The 20,682-nt window shown below is 53.2% G+C and carries 22 protein-coding genes; 21 read left to right on the top strand and 1 reads right to left on the bottom strand.

Annotated elements, in window-relative coordinates:
- The first annotated feature begins 9 nt into the window (after positions 1 to 9).
- The 19 genes from mraY to MHH78_RS11010 all read left to right on the top strand — a co-directional run bounded on the left by mraY (position 10) and on the right by MHH78_RS11010 (position 18,061).
- Positions 10 to 975 (top strand): phospho-N-acetylmuramoyl-pentapeptide-transferase, encoded by a 966-nt coding sequence (gene mraY / locus MHH78_RS10920; RefSeq protein ID WP_076075914.1) that lies wholly within the window; start codon positions 10 to 12, stop codon positions 973 to 975.
- 3 nt (positions 976 to 978) lie between these two features.
- The gene (gene murD / locus MHH78_RS10925) at positions 979 to 2,400 is read left to right on the top strand and encodes a UDP-N-acetylmuramoyl-L-alanine--D-glutamate ligase (RefSeq protein WP_341167408.1); all 1,422 of its coding nucleotides are present in this window, start codon (positions 979 to 981) and stop codon (positions 2,398 to 2,400) included.
- Between the two features lie 49 nt (positions 2,401 to 2,449).
- Positions 2,450 to 3,547, top strand: coding sequence for a stage V sporulation protein E (gene spoVE / locus MHH78_RS10930; RefSeq protein WP_036724276.1), 1,098 nt, complete (start codon positions 2,450 to 2,452; stop codon positions 3,545 to 3,547).
- Between the two features lie 5 nt (positions 3,548 to 3,552).
- Positions 3,553 to 4,668, top strand: a complete 1,116-nt coding sequence (gene murG / locus MHH78_RS10935) for an undecaprenyldiphospho-muramoylpentapeptide beta-N-acetylglucosaminyltransferase (protein WP_341167409.1) — start codon at positions 3,553 to 3,555, stop codon at positions 4,666 to 4,668.
- 185 nt (positions 4,669 to 4,853) lie between these two features.
- Positions 4,854 to 6,137: a UDP-N-acetylglucosamine 1-carboxyvinyltransferase gene (gene murA, locus MHH78_RS10940; RefSeq protein WP_341167410.1), complete on the top strand. Its 1,284-nt coding sequence runs from the start codon at positions 4,854 to 4,856 to the stop codon at positions 6,135 to 6,137.
- A gap of 65 nt (positions 6,138 to 6,202) precedes the next feature.
- Positions 6,203 to 6,967 (top strand): cell division protein FtsQ/DivIB, encoded by a 765-nt coding sequence (locus tag MHH78_RS10945; protein WP_341167411.1) that lies wholly within the window; start codon positions 6,203 to 6,205, stop codon positions 6,965 to 6,967.
- Positions 6,968 to 7,391: 424 nt separating this feature from the next.
- Positions 7,392 to 8,654: a cell division protein FtsA gene (ftsA, locus tag MHH78_RS10950; protein ID WP_341167412.1), complete on the top strand. Its 1,263-nt coding sequence runs from the start codon at positions 7,392 to 7,394 to the stop codon at positions 8,652 to 8,654.
- 63 nt (positions 8,655 to 8,717) lie between these two features.
- Positions 8,718 to 9,836: a cell division protein FtsZ gene (gene ftsZ / locus MHH78_RS10955; protein WP_036724269.1), complete on the top strand. Its 1,119-nt coding sequence runs from the start codon at positions 8,718 to 8,720 to the stop codon at positions 9,834 to 9,836.
- Between the two features lie 125 nt (positions 9,837 to 9,961).
- The gene (locus tag MHH78_RS10960) at positions 9,962 to 10,813 is read left to right on the top strand and encodes an Rpn family recombination-promoting nuclease/putative transposase (protein ID WP_341167413.1); all 852 of its coding nucleotides are present in this window, start codon (positions 9,962 to 9,964) and stop codon (positions 10,811 to 10,813) included.
- Positions 10,814 to 11,126: 313 nt separating this feature from the next.
- The gene (gene spoIIGA / locus MHH78_RS10965) at positions 11,127 to 12,083 is read left to right on the top strand and encodes a sigma-E processing peptidase SpoIIGA (RefSeq protein ID WP_036724267.1); all 957 of its coding nucleotides are present in this window, start codon (positions 11,127 to 11,129) and stop codon (positions 12,081 to 12,083) included.
- Positions 12,084 to 12,102: 19 nt separating this feature from the next.
- Positions 12,103 to 12,825, top strand: coding sequence for an RNA polymerase sporulation sigma factor SigE (sigE, locus tag MHH78_RS10970; protein WP_036690190.1), 723 nt, complete (start codon positions 12,103 to 12,105; stop codon positions 12,823 to 12,825).
- 78 nt (positions 12,826 to 12,903) lie between these two features.
- Positions 12,904 to 13,686: an RNA polymerase sporulation sigma factor SigG gene (gene sigG, locus MHH78_RS10975; RefSeq protein WP_036690188.1), complete on the top strand. Its 783-nt coding sequence runs from the start codon at positions 12,904 to 12,906 to the stop codon at positions 13,684 to 13,686.
- Between the two features lie 166 nt (positions 13,687 to 13,852).
- A complete protein-coding gene (locus tag MHH78_RS10980; RefSeq protein WP_036724265.1) occupies positions 13,853 to 14,197 on the top strand; it encodes a YlmC/YmxH family sporulation protein in 345 nt (114 codons plus the stop codon).
- A 182-nt stretch (positions 14,198 to 14,379) separates the two neighbouring features.
- Positions 14,380 to 15,237: a peptidoglycan editing factor PgeF gene (gene pgeF / locus MHH78_RS10985; protein ID WP_341167414.1), complete on the top strand. Its 858-nt coding sequence runs from the start codon at positions 14,380 to 14,382 to the stop codon at positions 15,235 to 15,237.
- Positions 15,238 to 15,241: 4 nt separating this feature from the next.
- Positions 15,242 to 15,937, top strand: coding sequence for a YggS family pyridoxal phosphate-dependent enzyme (locus MHH78_RS10990; protein ID WP_341167415.1), 696 nt, complete (start codon positions 15,242 to 15,244; stop codon positions 15,935 to 15,937).
- A complete protein-coding gene (locus tag MHH78_RS10995) occupies positions 15,937 to 16,380 on the top strand; it encodes a cell division protein SepF (protein WP_036690181.1) in 444 nt (147 codons plus the stop codon). Before MHH78_RS10990 ends, MHH78_RS10995 begins: the two co-directional genes overlap by 1 nt.
- Positions 16,381 to 16,384: 4 nt before the next feature.
- Positions 16,385 to 16,657 carry a YggT family protein gene (locus MHH78_RS11000; protein ID WP_340938909.1) on the top strand — a complete coding sequence of 91 codons (273 nt, stop codon included), beginning with the start codon at positions 16,385 to 16,387 and terminating at the stop codon, positions 16,655 to 16,657.
- A 4-nt stretch (positions 16,658 to 16,661) separates the two neighbouring features.
- Positions 16,662 to 17,444 carry a YlmH family RNA-binding protein gene (locus MHH78_RS11005; RefSeq protein WP_341167416.1) on the top strand — a complete coding sequence of 261 codons (783 nt, stop codon included), beginning with the start codon at positions 16,662 to 16,664 and terminating at the stop codon, positions 17,442 to 17,444.
- 131 nt (positions 17,445 to 17,575) lie between these two features.
- Positions 17,576 to 18,061, top strand: coding sequence for a DivIVA domain-containing protein (locus tag MHH78_RS11010; RefSeq protein ID WP_036690176.1), 486 nt, complete (start codon positions 17,576 to 17,578; stop codon positions 18,059 to 18,061).
- 103 nt (positions 18,062 to 18,164) lie between these two features.
- Here MHH78_RS11010 and MHH78_RS11015 read toward each other — a convergent pair whose 3' ends face one another.
- Positions 18,165 to 18,608 (bottom strand): hypothetical protein, encoded by a 444-nt coding sequence (locus MHH78_RS11015; RefSeq protein ID WP_036724258.1) that lies wholly within the window; start codon positions 18,606 to 18,608, stop codon positions 18,165 to 18,167.
- Positions 18,609 to 18,718: 110 nt separating this feature from the next.
- Here MHH78_RS11015 and MHH78_RS11020 point away from each other — a divergent pair, with 110 nt between their 5' ends.
- Positions 18,719 to 19,693, top strand: coding sequence for a CgeB family protein (locus tag MHH78_RS11020; protein ID WP_341167417.1), 975 nt, complete (start codon positions 18,719 to 18,721; stop codon positions 19,691 to 19,693).
- Positions 19,694 to 19,871: 178 nt separating this feature from the next.
- Positions 19,872 to 20,648 (top strand): glycosyltransferase family 2 protein, encoded by a 777-nt coding sequence (locus MHH78_RS11025; RefSeq protein WP_341167418.1) that lies wholly within the window; start codon positions 19,872 to 19,874, stop codon positions 20,646 to 20,648.
- Positions 20,649 to 20,682: the final 34 nt, after the last annotated feature.

Here is a 20,682-nt window from a genome sequence, read left to right on the forward strand (position 1 = left end):
GGTGTACCCATGGATTATCAATTACTTCTGCTGACTATTGCTGTGTCCTTTATCCTTGCGGTCATTGCCGCTCCGCTGATCATACCGCTGCTGCGCCGGCTTAAGCTGGGACAGCAGGTTCGTGACGACGGGCCCCAGACCCATTTGAAAAAGGCGGGAACCCCTACCATGGGCGGTGTAATTATCATGGTCGCGTTCACGCTGTCTTTTCTGAAATTCTCGGTCATTAATTCGGATTTCTATGTACTGCTGGCTGCTACGCTGGGCTATGGACTCATTGGATTCCTGGATGATTATATCAAAATTGTGTTCAAGCGCTCCCTCGGCCTTACGGCGCGCCAGAAGCTGCTGGGCCAGCTGCTGGTCGGCGTCGTGCTCAGCGTCCTGCTGATCTCGGCCGGGCATCATACGAATATCAGCGTTCCGGGAACCTCCTTCAGCTTCGACTGGGGCCCCTGGTTCTATTATCCGTTCATTGTACTGATGATGATGGCAATCACGAATGCCGTTAACTTCACGGACGGTGTGGATGGTCTGCTATCAGGCGTAAGTGCAATTGCGCTCGCTGCCTTCGCGGTGGTAGCCATGCAGGCAACCTCGATTGCCGCTGGTGTCTGTGCCGCTGCGATGATTGGCGCAGTGCTCGGCTTTCTCGTATTCAATGCCCATCCTGCCAAGGTGTTCATGGGCGATTTCGGCTCCTTCGGAATCGGCGGGGCGATTGGCGCGATTGCTATTGTCACCAAGACCGAGCTGCTCTTTGTGGTGATTGGCGGAGTCTTCGTGGTTGAAATGCTGTCCGTAATTATTCAGGTCGCCTCGTTTAAGACGCGTGGCAAACGGGTATTCAGAATGAGCCCGATCCATCATCACTTTGAGCTGGGCGGCTGGTCGGAGTGGCGTGTAGTCGTCTCCTTCTGGGCGGTGGGCCTCGTGCTGGCGGCAGCTGGACTATATCTCATCAAGGGGTTGTAACGAATGAAACATCCGGATCTGTACCGTGGTCAAGAGGTGGTCGTCCTGGGGCTCGCCAAAAGCGGCGTCCAGGTGGCCAAGGTGCTGCACGAACACGGCGCTGTGGTGACGGTCAATGATAAAAAGGAAAGAGATCAGAGTCCCGAAGCTTCCGAACTGGAATCTTTGGGAATTTCTGTTCTATGCGGCGGGCATCCGGAGAGCCTGGTCCACGAGGGTGTGCAGCTGGTTGTGAAGAATCCGGGGATTCCTTATTCGGTCGCTCCGGTGCAGCAGGCGCTGGAGCTGGGAATTGAGGTCGTGACCGAGGTAGAGGTAGCTTATCATCTCTGCGCTGCCCCGATGATCGGCATCACCGGTTCCAACGGCAAGACCACTACAACGACCTGGGTGGGCCATATGCTGGAGGCAGCAGGGATGCGCCCCATTGTGGCCGGGAACATAGGAACGCCTCTCTCTCAGGCCGCACAGGAGGCTGACGCGGACAACTGGATGGTGGTCGAGCTAAGCAGCTTCCAGCTGAAGGGCACGGAAGCGTTCCGGCCCAAGATTGCTGCCTTGCTGAATGTCGCTGAGACCCACCTGGACTACCATGGGGGCATGGAGGATTATGTAGCCTCCAAATCCAAGCTGTTCGCCAATCAGGGACCGGAGGACACCGCTGTGCTGAACTGGGATGATCCGGTCTGCCGCGAGCTGGTACCCTATCTGAAGGCGGGCATTCTGCCCTTCTCCATGAACGAGGAGCTGGTGCAGGGCATCTTCGTCCGCCCGTCCTACGTGGAGGATACGGCAGACGAACTGAAGCGGGTCATTATCTACCGCGATTACACCGAGAACGAGACCGAAATAGCCGATGTCGATTCTATCGGACTTCCCGGTCGCTTCAATGTAGGGAATGCGCTGGCTGCCTGCGGCATTGCCATTGCCGCAGGAGCGGACCCGGCGGTACTGGGTCCGGTGCTGGCTTCCTTCCGCGGGGTGGAGCACAGGCTGGAGTATGTAACAGACAAGGCAGGGGCCGCCTATTATAACAATTCCAAGGCTACCAATTCCAAAGCTACCTCCATGGCGCTGGCCTCCTTCCGGAAGCCGGTCATTCTGATTGCCGGGGGCCTGGACCGCGGCTCGGATTATATGGAGCTGCTGCCTGTCCTCGGAGAGAATGTCAAAGCCCTGGTGGCGCTTGGGCAGACCCGGGACAAGCTGGCGGCTGTAGCCCGGCTGGCAGGAGTAAAGACGGTCATCTCCGTCGATAATGGGGAGAGTGCCGCTGCCGTGCTGGAGCAGGCTGTGCGGGAGGCTTCCGCCCTGGCGGAAGCGGGGGATGTAGTTCTCCTGTCCCCTGCCTGTGCCAGCTGGGATATGTTTACCTCCTATGAGGAGCGCGGGCGTATTTTTAAAGAGGCGGTGCATAACCTTTAAGTAGGGGGGTGGATAAGCCCCTACTACGGATGCAAGAGGTGTGCTCCTGATGAACAAATCCCGTCATGCGCCCGATATCTGGCTGCTGCTTCCGATACTGGCTTTACTGGCTATCGGTATGGTAATGGTATACAGTGCCGGGTCCGTTCTGGGCTTCCGCAATTATGGCGATTCGTTTTATTTTGTCAAAAGACAGATGCTGTTCGCAGGCCTGGGCCTCATCGCGATGTTCATTACGGCGAACACCGATTACCTGGTGCTGAAGAGATTCGCCCGGCCGCTCCTGCTGGTGTGCTTCGCCCTGCTGGTGCTGGTGCTGATTCCAGGCATCGGCGTGGTTCGCGGAGGTGCACGCAGCTGGCTCGGCATCAGCTCCTTCGGCATTCAGCCCTCGGAATTCATGAAAATGGGGATGATCCTCTTCCTGGCCAAGTGGCTTGGAACCGAGGAGTATGACATCTCCAGCTTCATGCGCGGGCTGCTTCCGCCGCTTGCGCTGATCGGCTCCGCATTCGCATTGATTATGCTTCAGCCGGATCTCGGCACAGGCACTGTCATGTTCGGCGCGGCTATGATGATGGTCTTCACAGCGGGGGCGCGGATGAAGCATCTGCTCTCCCTCGGTGCGCTGGGGCTGGCCGGGTTCGCAGGACTCATTGCCGCTGCGCCTTACCGGCTGCAGCGGATCACCGCCTTCCTGGACCCATGGTCAGATCCGCTGGGCGCGGGTTATCAGATCATTCAGTCGCTCTACGCGGTGGGTCCCGGCGGGCTGGGCGGACTGGGCTTCGGGATGAGCCGGCAAAAATACAGCTATGTCCCGGAGCCGCAGACTGATTTTATTTTCTCCATATTGGCCGAGGAGCTGGGATTCATCGGAGGGCTGGCCGTGCTGCTGCTGTTCCTGCTGCTGATCTGGCGCGGAATGAAGGTAGCCATGAGCCTGCCGGACCGCTTCGGCAGCTATCTTGCCGTAGGAATCGTCTGTATGGTGGCGGTTCAGGTCGTCATCAACATCGGTGTGGTAATCGGCCTGATTCCGGTAACCGGCATCACGCTTCCGCTCATCAGCTATGGCGGCTCATCGCTCACCCTGATGCTCACAGCTCTTGGCATTCTGCTTAATTTATCCCGTTATGCGAGGTGAAAGACATGCGTATTGTACTTAGCGGCGGCGGCACAGGAGGACATATCTATCCTGCCGTAGCCGTAGCCAGACAACTGGAATCCGAAGATACGGATTCTGTCTTCCTGTATATAGGAGGCAAGCGAGGTCTGGAGAGCAAGCTGGTTCCTCAGGAGAATCTGCCTTTCCAGTCCATTGATATTACAGGCTTCCGCCGCAAGCTGTCGATGGATAATGTGAAGACGGTCATGCGGTTCCTGAAGGGGGTCAAAGCCTCCAAAGCCATGCTGCGCGAGTTCAAGCCTGATGTAGTTGTCGGCACCGGGGGGTATGTCTGCGGACCTGTGGTGTATGCAGCCTCCCGGCTCGGCATCCCGACGCTGATCCATGAACAGAATGCGATTCCGGGACTGACCAACCGCTTTCTCAGCCGGTATGCCAGCACGGTCGCGGTGAGCTTTGAAGGCACAGAGCCGGCTTTTCCCGGGGCCAAGAACGTAATCTATACGGGCAATCCCCGGGCTACTACGGTCATGACGGCTAATCCGCAGCGCGGCTTCGCTTCACTCGGTATCCCCGAAGGAAGCACGGTGGTGCTGGTTGTCGGAGGAAGCGGAGGAGCCAAGGCGATTAACCGTGCCATGATTGAAATGGCACCCTTTGTGGGTAAGGGTAATGGTGTTCACTATGTGTATGTCACCGGAGAGTCTTACTTTGAGGATACCCGCAAAGCGGTACGCGAGCAGCTGGGCGGTATTCCGAACTGGCTGCATGTCCTCCCTTACGTTCACAATATGCCTGAGGTGCTGGCCTGCACTTCCCTGATCGTGAACAGGGCAGGCGCCTCTTTTCTCGCAGAGATTACCGCGCTTGGCATACCCTCTGTCCTCATTCCGTCTCCCAATGTAACGAACAATCATCAGGAAGCCAACGCCAGAGCGCTGGAAGGTGAAGGTGCGGCAGTGGTACTGCTGGAGAAGGACTTAAGCGGCGAGGCGCTGTTCACAGCGGTTCAGAAGATCATCGGAGCGGATACGCTGCGTCACAGCATGACGGAGGCCTCTAGACGCCTCGGTAAAAGAGATTCCGCCTCCCTGGTTGTCAGCGAGCTCCGCAGGCTGGCTGCAGGACGGGGACGCTAGAATCCGGGCTGACATTGTCACACACACGGAGCTCCGAACATAGGATGATCCTATAATCGTGACAATCACCCAGAGCGCTTCTTGATGCCTGAGATTCGGAAACGGAGTTCGTTCCGGCCGATTCTGCAGGACCGTGGTGCAGGAAGTGCTTACGGTGGGTGAGCGGTAATCTCGGAGGTGATACATTGGACAAATTGGTGATTGAGGGCGGAACCCCCCTGTCAGGCACCATACGTATCCATGGAGCAAAAAATGCGGCACTGCCGATTCTGGCAGCCAGCCTGCTGGCCGAAGGAGTTCACTCACTGCATAATGTGCCGAAGCTGCTGGACATCGGAACGATGCTGCATATTCTGCAGAGGCTGGGCTGCAGGACAGTACATGAAGAGGAGACGGTCACCGTCGATACGTCCTTTCTCCTGACCTCTCATGTTCCGGAGGACCTGATGCGGCAGATGAGATCCTCCATATTCCTGATGGGCCCGCTTTTGGCCAAGTTCGGGGAAGTGACGATCTATCAGCCGGGGGGCTGTGCCATCGGGGAGCGCAAGATCGACCTCCACCTGCAGGGCTTGAAGCTGCTCGGGGCAGAGATTGAGGAGACGGGCGGCCGGATCTGCTGCCGGGCTGCTAGCTTGAGAGGCTGTGATATCCATCTGGATTATCCCAGCGTGGGCGCCACGGAGAATATCATGATGGCCGCCGCCATGGCCGAGGGCACGACCACCATCTCCGGGGCAGCGAGAGAGCCGGAAATCCAGGACCTGCAGAACTTCCTCAATGCGATGGGGGCACAGATCATCGGCGCAGGGACGGATACGATCACCATTCAGGGTGTCCGCAAGCTCCATGCCTGCAGCTATGAGGTGATCCCCGACCGGATTGTTGCCGGAACCGTGATGATTGCCGCCGCCGCCACGCGGGGCAATGTGACGCTGACACACACCAATGCAGGACATTTGACCTCCCTGATCCACATCCTGAGGCGCGCCGGTGTTCAAATTACAGTGTGCAATGATATAATTAATATCAGCTGTATGGGACGTCCCCGTGCGGTTGAGCGAATTGTTACCTCTCCGTATCCGTCCTTTCCTACGGACCTGCAGTCTCAGGTTATGGTTCTATTGTCCCTGGCGGAAGGATTCAGTGTGATTAAGGAAACGGTCTTCGAAGGGCGCTTCAAGCATGTGGAGGAGATGGCCCGGATGGGAGCCGATATCTCCATTGATCTGAACAGGGCATTCATACGCGGCGTTAAGAGGTTGTATGGGGCAACGGTTGAGGCTACTGACCTGCGGGCAGGAGCAGCCCTTGTAATCGCCGGGCTGGCTGCTCAGGGAACGACTATTGTAGAGCAGGCGCATCATATTGACCGGGGATATGACGGCATCGAATTATTGTTTCAAAAGCTGGGGGCGCGCATTAGCCGCAAGGTGCCGGTGCCTGACCCGCTGGATTTGGCCAATTAAAGCTCCCTGTCTCCTTCGGCGTAGCCGTGAGGAAGGAGACAGGGCCTTATTACGGAGATATGAGAATGCCAAAAACGCGAATACCTCTTTTGAAAGAGGACAAGCCTAGCAAGAGAAAAAACCGTAAAATCATCATCATCCTGGCACTGCTGTTTACTGCGCTGCTGGCTGTAATCTTCTTCCGTTCGTCGATCAGCAAGATTACAGCCATTGAAATGCAGGGGGATAAATATACGTCCCGTGAGCAGCTGCTGGCTGCAAGCGGCCTGAAGATCGGAGGACAGTTCTTCGCAGTCTCCGGAGATTCCGTGGGGGAGGCACTGGAGAAGCTGAATACGGTTCAGGAGGCGCAGGTCAGCAAGAAGTTCCCCGGTGTGGTTACGATCACTGTGAAGGAGTACCCGGCGGTTGCTTATGAACTGGACCAGGCAGGCGTGCTGGAGGCTATTCTGTCGAGCGGAGCCGCCGTCTCTGTGACGGATACCGGAATTGCTGTAGAGAAGCCGATATTGACTAACTGGAAGGCTGACGATCCTTATAAGACCAAGCTGTGCCAGGCGCTGGCCGGCATTCCGAATGAGCTGACCAGTGATATATCGGAGATTGTACCTTCTCCGACGTTATCTTTTCCTGACCGGATCAAGCTCTACACACGTTCACGCTTTGAGGTCATAACGGCCATTTCACTGCTGAAGGATAAAGTAGGCTATTTGAATCAGGTGATTCAGACGGAGGAGCCGGGACTGATCAAAATGCTGGAGGCCGATTCCTATGTTCCGTTCCATTCTGAAGCCGGGGACAACGGAGAAGACGCAGATGCACAAGAGTAAATAGTCCCTACTAATAGAGCGGAATAAATGCTACAATCTGTTTTACGGGTAATAAGCAATATCCCTCTTTTTTCTGCGGATTTTTTGAGATGCAATCCAGGATATAGCCGCTGTTCTCTTGTTTTTCTTAAAATATAAGAATGTATAGGTTTCACGCTATTCATTATCCTTCTATTTCTCGCTGAAACGGTATCGTCCTTAAACGGACGACAATGCCGTTTCCACTTGTTTGAATGTCAGGTGCTGATCCCGCTAAGCGGAGAGCGTCTGCCTGCACGTGAATACCTTGTCATATTATTCCTCTCAAAAAATTTGTTGAAAAAAGAGGGAAAGGATTAGGGATGTTGAATATGTACAGAGATGTTTCCCGCGACCGGGATCAAAGACATGTTTATTATGATTATAACAGGAGGTGCCATAGGGCTTGAGCAACAATGACATCATTGTTAGTTTGGACATCGGTACATCCAAAGTTCGGGCAATAATCGGGGAAGTTACTAGTGGAACCTTCAATATTATTGGCGTTGGATCTGCTGATTCGGAAGGGATACGCAAGGGTGCGATTGTAGACATCGATCAGACTGTGCAATCGATCAGGAGTGCCGTAGAGCATGCGGAGCAAATGGTCGGTATTCAAATATCCGAGGTGTATGTCGGCATATCCGGCAATCATATCGGCCTGCAATCCAGCCACGGCGTAGTTGCCGTTCAGAATGAGGACCGTGAGATCGGCGAAGATGACATCGACCGTGTAATCAAGGCAGCGGAGGTTATTGCACTCCCGCCGGAACGCGAGGTCATTGATGTTGTCGCCAAGCAGTATATCGTCGACGGCCTAGAAGGCATTCAGGACCCGCACGGAATGATCGGCGTCCGCCTGGAAGTGGAGGCCACGATCATTACCGGTGCCAAGACCCCCATACATAATCTGCTCCGCTGCGTGGAGAAATCAGGTCTGAAGGTTAAAGATCTTGTCCTTATGTCTCTCGGGGCTGGCGGATTAGCGCTCTCCAAAGATGAGAAATCGATGGGGGCTGTACTGGTGGATATAGGTGCAGGACAAGCCACGATAGCCGTATATGAAGAAGGTTCCCTTAGTGCAACCTCCACGATTCCGATCGGAGGAGAATTCATAACCAATGATATTGCGTACGGACTTCGGACACTTACCGACCAGGCCGAGAAGGTCAAGCTGAAATACGGCTGTGCCTGGATCGACGATGCCGCTTCGGAGGTCGTCTTCAAGGTCCTGCGTATCGGCAGCAATGTAGAGAAGGAATTCAACCAGGAAGATCTGGCTGCGATTATCGAGCCGAGAGTCCAGGAAATCTTCCACCTGATCCGCCAGGAAGTGAAGCGGCTTGGTTATACGGAGCTCCCGGGAGGTTATATACTTACAGGTGGCACAGTATCGATGCCTGGGGTGCTTAAGGTAGCCCAGAACGAGCTGGCAGCCTCCGTACGGATTGCTGTTCCGGATTATATTGGAGTACGCGATCCCGGCTTCACCGGCGGCGTAGGCATTCTTCATAATGTGGTACGTAACTACCGCGGACGGAGCAGCGGCGGAAGTGCCAACAAGAAGACCGTTAACCGCAGCAAGCAGAGCGCAGCGCCGGTTCAGGATTCTTCCAAGAAGCCGGGTCTGGTGGAACGACTAAAGAATATGTTTAGCGAGTTCATATAAGTGTAATCCAGATATACTTGGACTGGCCATCCAAGCACTACTCGAGGGGGAGATGGAAACAATATGTTGGAATTTGATTTTGAAATGGAGAGTTTGGCGCAAATAAAAGTCATCGGCGTCGGCGGCGGCGGAAGCAACGCTGTGAACCGGATGATTGAAAATGGCGTTCAGGGTGTTGAGTTCATCACGGTTAATACAGACGCCCAAGCGCTGCATATGGCCAAATCGGAGCATAAATTACAAATTGGGGATAAATTGACCCGCGGACTTGGCGCAGGAGCGAATCCTGAGGTCGGCAAGAAGGCGGCAGAGGAATCCCGCGATCTGATCTCAAATACCCTGAAGGGCGCAGATATGGTCTTCGTTACCGCAGGCATGGGCGGCGGTACCGGAACAGGCGCTGCGCCTGTCATTGCCGAAATCGCCAGAGAATGCGGAGCATTGACGGTAGGCGTCGTGACCCGCCCGTTCACTTTTGAAGGCAGAAAACGTGCCAACCAGGCAGAGCTTGGAATCGAAGCGCTCAAGGAAAAGGTTGATACGCTGATTGTGATTCCGAATGACCGCCTCCTGGAAATTGTGGATAAGAAGACTCCAATGCTCGAAGCCTTCCGTGAAGCGGACAATGTACTCCGTCAGGCGGTACAAGGCATCTCCGACCTTATTCAGGTTCCCGGCCTGATCAACCTTGACTTTGCCGATGTAAAGACGATTATGACGGAGCGCGGTTCAGCGCTTATGGGCATCGGGATTGCCACCGGCGAGAACCGGGCATCTGAGGCGGCCCGCAAGGCGATTATGAGCCCGCTGCTTGAAACCTCCATCGAAGGTGCGCGCGGCGTCATTATGAATATTACAGGCGGCTCTAACCTCTCCCTGTACGAAGTGAATGAAGCCGCCGAGATTGTTACCTCTGCTTCGGACCCTGAAGTAAATATGATCTTCGGTGCCATTATCGAAGAGAGCATGAAGGACGAGATCAAGGTTACGGTTATTGCGACCGGTTTTGAACACAAGCCTTCTCCCATAGCTCCTGTACGCCGTCCTGCGGCAAACAGCGAACCCTCTGCTGATAATAAGAGCAAGAGTGAGAATCTTCGTCCATTCGGGAATCAGACAAGCTCTGATCAGCTGGATATTCCGACCTTCCTGCGCAACCGGACACGCGGCAATAATGATTAAGAGCCATTAATAGCGATTATAGCTTTGACTGTTACGGAAGCACCGTATCACGCAGCTTTGAACTGCGGGGTATGGTGTTTTTTTGCTTTTCAGGCTGTATAATAACGTTAACGGGAGACGATACCATGGAAATGCTGGACCCCCGGGTGGATTTTGTATTTAAGCGGATATTTGCAAGCGAGGGCAACAAGGATGTACTGCTCGCTTTTCTGAACCGGATATTCTTGGATGCGGGCGATCTTCCGCTGGAGGAAGTAGTGCTGCTTAATCCTTATACGGATAAGGATGATCCGTTGGATAAGCAGGCGATATTTGATATATGGGCGAAGACGGTTGACGGCAAGCTGATCAACATCGAGATGCAGCTTTTCAACAAATATGATATTGAGAAACGCACGTTGTATTATTGGAGCAAACGGTATGCCGGCCAGCTTCAGGTCAACGGCAAATATAATGATCTCAAGAAGTGCGTGACGATCAACATTCTGAATTATAAGGTGCTGCCCAATGAACATACCCATAGTGTATTTCATTTGCGGGAGGACAGCAGCGGAGCGCCGCTGACAGATGATATCGAGATTCATTTCCTGGAGCTGCCCAAGTTGAACCAGCCGCTTATACCCGGCGAGGGCGGCCTTGTGAACTGGCTGTTATTTCTAAAAGGGATTGACTACTCTGATTGGGAGGTGCTGCAAATGAACGAGCCAGCCTTGAAGAAGGCGATGGAGACGCTGGAATTTCTGAGCCAGGATTCAGAAGCCCGCCGTAAATATGAGGACCGCCAGAAGTTTCTGATGGACGAAGCCTCGCAGCGGGATGGTGCGCTTAGGGAAGGCTTCGCCAAGGGTACAGCGGCAGGTGAGCTGGAAGCCAAACGTGTTATAGCAAAGAATCTCCTGTCTATGGGAATGGATTATCCTTCAGTGCAGAAGGCCACCGGACTCTCCGAAGAAGAGTTGAAATCTATCAACAATTAAATCCGGCACGTCTGAAGCCAGCCGCTTAAGGCTGGCTTTTGTTGAAATATAAGAATTTATATGTTCCACGCTATACATTATCCTTCTATTTCTCGCTGAAACGGTACCGTCCTTTAAAAGGACGGCAAAGCCGTTTCCACTTGTGCGTTGAAGTTCCTCTCAAGGCCCATAACTCGACAAAAAAACTGCAAGAACGCCCCCCATGTTTAGACAGACTTTGGATGCGGGAGTTTCTATACTAATCTTATCGTCTAAAAAGAGAGCCTGCACCCCGGCCTCCGGATAGATATCCGCTTGCAGGCAGGTGAGAGCGATGGTTGTGTATATTGACTTGATTTTTGCCGCCAATCTGCTGATCGACGGAGTCCTGCTGTGGCTGACAAGCTGGCTGGTGAAGCACAAGGTGTCCTGGTGGCGGCTGACACTCTCAGCGCTGGCGGGGGCGCTCTATGTTGTCATGATGTTTGTACCGGAGCTGTCCTTTCTGTATACCTTTCTCGTCAAATTCGGTTTATCGGTTTTGATGATCTGGATAGCCTTTGGATTTAGAAGTCTGCAAAGCTATCTTCGGGCATTTGGGGCGTTTTATATCATTAATTTTGCGGCGGCGGGAGGGATCATAGGCGTTCATTATCTGCTGCAAAGCTCTGGTGACCTCTGGAAGGGCATGATCTTCACCTCATCGGGAGGCCAAGCTTACCGGCTGAAGATCGGGTTCTGGTTCGTGCTTGCCCTGCTTCCGCTGGTGCTGCTGCTCTTCAAGCTGATCCAGTCCTCCCGCCGGCACAGAGAGCAGCTGGATTCCTATATCGGGGAAGTGACGGTGGAGATCGACGGAGTGTCGGTTACCTGCCCCGGACTGCTGGATACCGGGAACCGGCTCAGCGATCCGCTGACAAGGATTCCGGTGATGGTGATGGAAGCCTCGCTGTGGGAGGGCCATTTGCCGGCTTCCTGGAAAGGGAGGCTGACCCAGACGGGTGCAGATACACTTGTACTGGAAACGGACGGGCAGTCGTTCGCCTGGCAGGACAGAGTGCGGCTGGTGCCGTACAGAGGCGTCAACCGCGGGGCATCCTTCATGCTCGCGCTGAAGCCGGATAAGGTGAGGATAGAGCTTGGCGGTGATACCTTTTGCAGCACAAGGGTACTCATCGGGCTGGATGGCGGGACACTGTCGGGAGACGGCGCGTACCGGGCGGTCATACATCCTGACCTGACCCATAAAGAGAGTGCTCCAGAAGCACCGGCTGACAAGGTGATGGGCTAAGTAACCTATAGGAGGAACAATAATGGTCAAATTCAAGCTTGTGCTGCAACTGCAGTATTACCGCATGCTGTTTCTGCTCGGTCTGAAGAGCCAGGAGATTTATTATATCGGGGGAAGTGAAGCGCTGCCGCCGCCGCTGACACGCGAGGAGGAGGAATTTCTGCTCCAGCGGCTCTCCAGCGGGGATGCGGCGGTCCGGGCTATGCTGATTGAGCGTAACCTGCGGCTGGTGGTCTACATCGCCCGGAAATTCGAGAACACCGGCATTAACATTGAGGATCTGGTATCTATTGGCGCCATTGGACTCATTAAGGCGGTCAACACCTTTGATCCTGAGAAAAAAATCAAGCTGGCCACCTACGCCTCGCGCTGCATCGAGAATGAGATTCTGATGTATCTGCGGCGCAACAGTAAGACCAGAAGCGAGGTTTCTTTTGATGAACCGCTGAATATTGACTGGGACGGCAACGAGCTGCTGCTCTCGGATGTGCTGGGCACAGAGAACGATACCATCTACCGGAACATCGAAGAGCAGGTGGACCGTAAGCTGCTGCAGAAGGCGCTGGAGAAACTCAGCGAGCGGGAACGGCTGATTATGGAGCTGCGGTTCGGGCTGCGGGGCGGCGAGGAAAAAACGCAAAAGGATGTGGCTGATCTGCTGGGCATCTCCCAATCCTATATTTCGCGCCTGGAGAAACGAATTATCAAGCGGCTGCGCAAGGAGTTCAACAAGATGGTGTAAGTGATGAAAGCTGAGGAATAAAATGCCGGACCGGGGAGATAATGTACAGTAATGTTTCTCCTTGGGAGGTTAATCATCATGACCCGAAATAAAGTCGAGATTTGCGGTGTGGACACCGCCAAGCTGCCTGTTCTCACGAACGTGGAAATGCGGGCATTGTTCACTTCGCTGCAGCAGCAGGGCGAGCGATCCGCCAGAGAGAAATTGGTAAATGGCAACCTCAGGCTTGTGCTAAGCGTGATTCAAAGGTTCAATAATCGTGGAGAGTTCGTGGATGATTTGTTTCAGGTAGGCTGCATCGGACTCATGAAAGCCATCGATAATTTCGATTTATCGCAGAATGTCAAGTTCTCCACCTATGCGGTGCCGATGATCATCGGAGAGATCCGCCGCTACTTGCGGGACAACAACCCGATCCGGGTATCCCGCTCCCTGCGCGACATTGCCTATAAGGCGCTGCAGGTGCGTGACAGCCTGACGAACCAGAATTCGCGGGAGCCGACGATCTTCGAAATATCCGAAGCGCTCGGTGTTCCCAAGGAGGATGTTGTCTTCGCTCTGGATGCGATCCAGGACCCGGTCTCCCTGTTTGAGCCGATCTATCATGACGGTGGGGACCCGATCTATGTGATGGATCAGATCAGCGACGACAAGAACAAGGATGTCTCCTGGATTGAGGAGATTGCGCTCCGGGAGGCCATGCAGCGGCTGGGGCAGCGGGAGAAACGCATTCTGTCGATGCGCTTCTTCGAAGGCAAGACTCAGATGGAGGTCGCCGACGAGATTGGCATCTCACAGGCCCAGGTCTCACGGCTGGAGAAATCAGCGATCCAGCAAATGCAAAAGCATGTAAAGTCCTGAACACAGTCTATAGATGAGCGGAGGATATTCCGGATGGCGGCATCTAGCCGCTAGCCGGGATATCCTTTTATATGTCCGGGGCGCTAAGGCTCTGGAATACAGTCATGCGGCCAAGCCCTAAGGACATATACTGAAGCTATAGGTCTGAATGTACAGGGGTGGCAGGATGATTGAGGAGACGTCAGCTTCGGGGAAGAAGATGAAAATTTCCGATTTTCAAACCAAAGATGTAATCAATATTGTTGACGGTAAAAGGCTGGGTCAGATCAGCGATCTGGAGCTGGATTTGCGTAGAGGTGTCATTGACGCTGTGATTGTCCCGGGGTATACCCGGTTCATGGGGCTGTTCGGCGGAGGTGCCGATCTGGTGATTCCGTGGCGGAATATCGTGAAGATCGGGGCGGATGTCGTACTCGTGAAGCTGGAGGAGCCCCGCATGCCGCAGGGACAGGAAGACCGCGAGATGATGTACCTGGATCGGCCGGACCGCAGTGAACGGCGCACTTATTAATGAGGTGCGTCTTTTTTCTGCCTTTATGGGTAAAGTCATAGGAGTGGGTTGAGAAATGTACGGCGTGGGCTGAGTTTGTGAAGTATGTTTTCGGGGCCCCCGCAAAGTACTTGAATTGACACCGGAGCGTTTCATCACTTTGTGGGGAATACTTTGTGTTACACTTAAGCGGAGGTGAAGAGATGGAACCGTTTATGCAAAATGGCGCAGCGCCGATGCTGCTGCAGCTGGAGCCGTGGCGTGAGCCGTATAGGAGCATTACTGCAGGCTTCACCGGCAGAGCAGGCGGGAGCGGCACGAAGCCCTATGACAGCTTCAATTGTGCTTTTCATGTAGGCGATGATCCGGCGGATGTGCTGGCTAACCGCAGCCTGCTGGCTGCGAGTCTGGGATTCCGGCTGGCCGACTGGACCTGCGGGGAACAGACCCACGGCAAAGAGATCGCAGTCATTACAGAACAGGAACGCGGCCGGGGCAGCCTGGACCGGGCCTCTGCCTTTCAGGCCACTGACGGGCTGCTGACGAATGTGCCCGGGGTGCTGCTGACTTCTTTTTACGCCGATTGTGTGCCGCTGTTCTTCCATGATCCGCTGAACCACGTGGTAGGGCTGGCGCATGCTGGCTGGAAGGGGACCGTGGCGGAAATCGCGGCGGCGATGGTGGAACGCATGGGACTGTCGTACGGGACCCGTCCAGAGGACATACAGGCCGCTATAGGGCCTTCCATCGGAGACTGCTGCTATGAGGTGGATGATTACGTGATGGACCCTGTCCGCCGGCTGGAGGCCAGGCTGAACCTGCCGGATGCGGCGGAAGGCGCACGGGCTGTATATAGACCATCGGAGACAGACAGCAGCAAAATGATGCTGAACTTGAAAGAATTGAATCAACGCATTATGATAAAAGCAGGAATATTGCCGACTCATATCGAATGTACAACTTGGTGTACAAGCTGTAACAGTGATCTGTTCTTCTCCTACCGGAAGGAAAATGGGGTCACTGGGAGAATGACGAGCTGGATCGGAATAAAGGAGAGTTGACATTTTGGCCTCGCTACAAGAAAGAATAGCCACTACCCGGGAACGTGTCGCACGGGCCTGCGCGGCCAGCGGCCGGGATACCAGTGAAGTCAAGCTGATTGCGGTAACGAAATACGTATCGCTGAATACGGTTGCCGCTGTGCTGGAGGCAGGTCTTGACGAGATCGCCGAGAGCCGCTGGCAGGATGCGGAGCCGAAATGGAATGCGCTTGGACATAAGGGAATATGGCACTTTATCGGGCATTTGCAGACGAATAAGGTGAAGGACGTTATCGGTAAATTTCAATATATTCACTCTCTGGACCGGCTGTCGCTGGCCAGGGAGCTGCATAAGAAGGCGGAAGCTGCAGGACTTGAAGTGAAAGTGTTCCTGCAGGTGAATATTTCAGGCGAGGATACCAAGTTCGGCCTGGCGCCGGAAGCGGTGGAGGACTTCCTGAGGGAGATCGCCCCCCTTGACCGGGTGAAGGTTATCGGCCTGATGACGATGGCCCCTCACGAGGAAGACCCCGAGGCGACCCGGCCGGTATTCCGCGGACTCCGCGAGCTGCGTGACCGCCTGAATCTCCTGGGCTTGACACCTGAGCCAATACAAGAGCTGTCGATGGGCATGTCGAATGACTTTGAAGTGGCGATACAGGAAGGAGCCACCCGGGTACGCCTGGGAACGGTATTAGTAGGTCATGAGGAGGGAGAATGATGGGCGTGATGAACCGATTTATGAGTTTCTTGGGCTTGCAGGAGGAAGAGGAGATTGTGGAACGGGAGCAAATCTCCCGTGATGAGGATGAATACGAACCCGCCCCTGTAGAAACACGCAAGAATCAGAGGGCCAACGTCGTCAGCATTCATTCCCAAAAAAATGTGAAGGTTGTGCTCTACGAGCCGCGTTCGTATGACGAGGCGCAGGAGATTGCCGACCATCTGCGTTCACACCGCACGGTAGTAATTAACCTGCAGCGGGTGCGCAATGACCAGGCGATGCGGATTATCGATTTTCTCAGCGGAACTGTTTATGCTCTGGGTGGAGGAATATCCAAAATTGGGGGCAATATATTTATGTGCACACCGGACACCGTGGAGATTCAAGGCTCCATTACCGAGATCCTGGGTGACGAGCAAGATTACAACAGAATGAGGTGAGCAGGTGTTAAACGAAGTATCTTCAATTATATTCATCCTATTTCAGATTTACTATTACATGATTCTCGTATACATTCTGATGTCCTGGCTGCCGAATCTGCGTGAGAACTTTATCGGCGAGCTGCTGGGCAAGCTGGTGGAGCCGTATCTGGCACCGTTCCGGAGGATTATCCCTCCGCTGTTTGGAACGCTGGATATTTCCCCGATTGTCGCGATTATCATGCTGCGCTTTGCCGCAGTCGGGCTTCAGTCTATCGTAACCTCGGTCTTCGGCTAATCCGATGAAGAATGAAATCTACGGGCATTTCCACCCGGATGAGCGGCCGTTTGTGGACAAGGCCTGGGAGTGGGTCACGAATGCCGGGGAGTATCATGAGACGAAGCTGACCGAATTCCTGGACCCCCGTCAGGCCTATATTCTGCAGAGTCTGGTGAACCGCCATCCCGATGTGATTGTGCGCTGGGAGGGCGGTTCTTCGGATGCCGAACGGAAGCGGGGGCTGGTGGCTCCGGATTACCGTGACCTCACGGAAGAGGATATGGAGCTAAGCGTGCTGAATATCACCTCAGGCGAACAGAAATTTCTCTCGCTTATGCATGGGGATTATATGGGAGCAATCCTGGGACTGGGCATCACAAGAGGCAAGATCGGCGATATTCATGTGCTGGAAGACGGCTGCCACGTAGTGGTGGCTGCTGACATCGCGGATTACCTGTCCATTCATTTGACCGGTGTACACCGGATTAACATCAGTACGGAGATTCTGCCGTTATCCGGCCTGCGCAGCAGTGAGGTCAAGCTGGAGGCGATGGAGTTCACAGTGGCTTCCCTCCGGCTTGACGGGATTGCAGCGGATGTCACACGGCTGAGCCGGAGCAAGATTCTGGCCCCAATCAAGGCCGGGCGCGTCCGGGTGAACTGGAAGGTCGAGGAAGATCCGTCCTGTTCGCTGAAGGACGGGGACATGGTCTCTATCCAGGGCTTCGGACGGTTCAAGGTGCTGGAGATCGGCAGCTTGACGAAGAAGGGCCGTTACCGGATTTTGGTAGGCAAATTTGTCTGAAGTCTTTGCAGGATTACAGCTGTGCTTGTCGAAATTGATAATCTCAGGGAAATATGGACATTTAGCAGGCCGTGCGCCGGTAATTGTCTTTCATCTATAATCTTCACCGAAATTTCTAGGAGGTGCACAGCATGCCATTAACACCGCTCGATATACATAACAAGGAATTCTCCCGGAGAATCCGCGGTTATGACGAAGATGAGGTCAATGAATTTCTGGATCAGGTGATTAAGGATTACGAGAGTGTGATCCGGGAGAACAAGGAACTGCACAACCAGCTGTTAACTCTTCAGGAACGCCTGGATCATTTCGTCAATATTGAAGAAAGTCTGTCCAAGACCATTCTTGTAGCCCAGGAGGCTGCGGATGATGTGAAGAACAACTCCAAGAAGGAATCCCAGCTGATCCTCAAGGAAGCGGAGAAGAACGCCGACCGGATTATCAACGAAGCGTTGTCCAAATCCCGCAAGGTGGCGATCGAGACCGAGGAGCTGCGCAAGCAGGCATCCATCTACCGTACCCGGTTCCGGACGCTGCTGGAAGCCCAGCTGGAGCTGCTGTCCCAGGATGACTGGAATGCGCTGGAGAGCCGTGAGGTTAGCGAGAACGCGCTCTGAGCAGGTAACCGCTCAGATGCATACAAAAACTCCTTAGTAGAAGTTAATCTTGTTTGCTTTAGAGCAAATAAGACTTCTACCAAGGAGTTTTTTTGTGTAGCCTTTATACAGTGGCGATTACCTTTCCGGTGATGAGGATAGGGCCTCTTAAGGTGATATCTCCTTGAAGATCCTCCAGGTTAGTAGCAAATACCTGAATCGCATAATATCCTTCGGGAAGATCGGTAAGAATGGTCTGGAACATGGTGGTCATCCGCAGTGGTTCGTCTTCATCGTTCGAGATGGAGGACTGCTGGGCACTGCCGACCAGGATGCCATCTACAAGGACTTCAAGCAGGAGCTTGGGCTGATCGGGCGGAGTAGCAAATACGTTCGTTACCTCCCAGCCAACGGTAGTAGTGAGTTCTACATAATTGCTTGGAGCAGGAGGAATTGCCATACCGAATTCTAATATCAAAGTTGGTGTGGCAGGGACTGGAATCATAATAACTCCAGTGCTTAGATTGGTATGGAAGCTTCTTGCATATTCAACTAAAGTTTGCGCCATATTTTCACCTCCAATTTGATCATAATCACATCATATGGTTTTCATGGATATTATGCTTGGGGCGACATCCTATTCTTTGGGAAATTGGGAGTTTATAAGGGAGGATTAGATTGAATATTCTATTTATTACCTCAGGTTTCCGGGCCGTCTATTACTTTTTTGAACAGAGTATAGTGGATGCTTTTCGGAAGGCCGGCCATCGTTGTGAATCTTTCACGCTAAAGAGTGGCTTGGATGCGCTAAAGCTTAAGCAGCAGTCCCTGCAGCCGGATCTGATTCTGGTCCTGGCCGGCCTCAAAATCACGACACCTGTGCTGGAATTCATACAACAAACCAAAGGGAAGTCAGCGATATGGCTGACCGAGGACCCTTATTATATGGATTGGACGGTTTCGCTCATCCCTTATTTTGATTACATCTTCACCATCGATCAAGCCGCATTGGAACAGTACAGACAGCTTGGCCATCCCCATGTCAATCATCTGCCACTGGGCACAAATCCCGGCCTGTTTCGTCCTTCAGAGGTCTCTGAAGAGTATGAAAGTGATATTTGTTTAGTAGGTGTACCCTACAGTAACCGCATAGAGCTTATCGAATTCTTACTCCAGAGAACCGATTACCGGATTCAAATTGTGGGGAGAGGGTGGGGCAGGTATTACAATGAATGGGTGAAGCAGCCCGGCCAGAGTGTAGCACTGGTGAACGCCTGGGTGAAGCCCGAAACAGCCATGAATTATTATAATGGCGCTAAGATCGTTCTGAATATCCACCGCCCTTCCGCTGAGAAGTACAACCGGAACCGGGCGGGGATTATCGCCACAAGCATCAACAACCGCACTTTCGACGCGGCCAGCTGTGAAGCGTTTCAGCTTACAGACTATAGAAGCGGGCTCCGCCATCAGTTTGAGGAAGGCAAACAGGTGGTTTCGTATCTGGATAAGCATGATTTACTGCAGAAGATCCATTACTATATGGCACATGATGATGAGCGCAAGCGGATAGCTGAAGCAGCGAGGCAGCAGGTGCTGGCCGCCCATACTTTTGAACACCGGGTGCATGATTTGTTAATGAACGTGCAAGCTTGATAGACGGATTTACCGGACCTGATTGACGCCTTACAGTTATTCTGTTAGGCGTTTATTCAGGTTGCCCATAGATTCAAAGGAGCATTCTGTCCTCCATTTGAAAATTTAGTCTTCTAACCTATACCGTTTCGAAGAAGGATACATATGATAGCAAGTAAACAGCGAGGGAGGTATTCGATTGCCAAAAGTTACGATCATTATGACCAGCTACAATAAGGCCGCATATGTCGCAAAGTCCATTGAATCCATTCTGAATCAGACGCTTACAGATTTTGAATTCTACCTGATGGATGATAACTCGAATGAAGAAACTCTGAAAGTGATTGAGCCCTATCTCAAGGATAAGAGAATCAAATTCTTCCGAAGCGATACCAAAACCCTGCAGCAGAGAGTGGAGAAGGTCAGATATTCCGCGCTGATTAATCAAGCCCTGTATCAAGCAAAGGGAGAGTATATTTCCTATGCTACGGATGACAACTGTTACAGAAATACTAGACTTGAGCAGATGGTGGACTATATGGAGGAGAATCCTGAGGTCATGATTGCCTACTCTGCATCGCTGGTCAACTACTTGAATGAACACAATGAAGTGACCCGCAGCCAGTTAAGACCGGCCAAAAAAATCGTTTCGGTGGCCCCTTGCGTCATCGATCATTGCTCCATCCTGCACAGAAGCTCCATTCTTCCGGTCATTCATGACAAGTTCGGGTCCTACTGGGATGAGAATCCGGAGTTCTATAGAATTGGCGACGGCCGGTTCTTCTGGCGGCTCAACCAGTTCTGGGACTTCTACCCGGTGGATGAGGTTCTGGATGATAACTATATCACTGAGCTGTCGATTCATTATCAATTGCAGCATCAGGAGAAGAGCCAGTTCATTCAGATGCTTCCTCCGCAGCGAACCTGCAAGGAGCTGAGAGAAGAGCTGAAATTCATTCAGCAGCAAAAGAAATAAAGGCTCTGCATAGAAAGGTACTACAAGGAGGGAA

It is taken from the genome of Paenibacillus sp. FSL H3-0333 (assembly GCF_038002805.1).
Classification (GTDB): Bacteria; Bacillota; Bacilli; order Paenibacillales; family Paenibacillaceae; genus Paenibacillus_AQ; species Paenibacillus_AQ silagei.

What these genes read in the sequence shown, in the direction of transcription:
- spoVE (WP_036724276.1), top strand. Translation starts at nt 2,450, where the DNA reads ATGAACAAATCCCGTCATGCGCCCGATATCTGGCTGCTGCTTCCGATA.
- spoIIGA (WP_036724267.1), top strand. Translation starts at nt 11,127, where the DNA reads ATGGTTGTGTATATTGACTTGATTTTTGCCGCCAATCTGCTGATCGAC.
- pgeF (WP_341167414.1), top strand. Translation starts at nt 14,380, where the DNA reads ATGGAACCGTTTATGCAAAATGGCGCAGCGCCGATGCTGCTGCAGCTG.
- murG (WP_341167409.1), top strand. Translation starts at nt 3,553, where the DNA reads ATGCGTATTGTACTTAGCGGCGGCGGCACAGGAGGACATATCTATCCT.
- MHH78_RS10945 (WP_341167411.1), top strand. Translation starts at nt 6,203, where the DNA reads ATGCCAAAAACGCGAATACCTCTTTTGAAAGAGGACAAGCCTAGCAAG.
- MHH78_RS11015 (WP_036724258.1), bottom strand. Translation starts at nt 18,608, where the DNA reads ATGGCGCAAACTTTAGTTGAATATGCAAGAAGCTTCCATACCAATCTA.
- MHH78_RS10960 (WP_341167413.1), top strand. Translation starts at nt 9,962, where the DNA reads ATGGAAATGCTGGACCCCCGGGTGGATTTTGTATTTAAGCGGATATTT.
- MHH78_RS10980 (WP_036724265.1), top strand. Translation starts at nt 13,853, where the DNA reads ATGATTGAGGAGACGTCAGCTTCGGGGAAGAAGATGAAAATTTCCGAT.
- ftsZ (WP_036724269.1), top strand. Translation starts at nt 8,718, where the DNA reads ATGTTGGAATTTGATTTTGAAATGGAGAGTTTGGCGCAAATAAAAGTC.
- mraY (WP_076075914.1), top strand. Translation starts at nt 10, where the DNA reads ATGGATTATCAATTACTTCTGCTGACTATTGCTGTGTCCTTTATCCTT.
- murD (WP_341167408.1), top strand. Translation starts at nt 979, where the DNA reads ATGAAACATCCGGATCTGTACCGTGGTCAAGAGGTGGTCGTCCTGGGG.
- MHH78_RS11010 (WP_036690176.1), top strand. Translation starts at nt 17,576, where the DNA reads ATGCCATTAACACCGCTCGATATACATAACAAGGAATTCTCCCGGAGA.
- sigG (WP_036690188.1), top strand. Translation starts at nt 12,904, where the DNA reads ATGACCCGAAATAAAGTCGAGATTTGCGGTGTGGACACCGCCAAGCTG.
- MHH78_RS11005 (WP_341167416.1), top strand. Translation starts at nt 16,662, where the DNA reads ATGAAGAATGAAATCTACGGGCATTTCCACCCGGATGAGCGGCCGTTT.
- MHH78_RS10995 (WP_036690181.1), top strand. Translation starts at nt 15,937, where the DNA reads ATGGGCGTGATGAACCGATTTATGAGTTTCTTGGGCTTGCAGGAGGAA.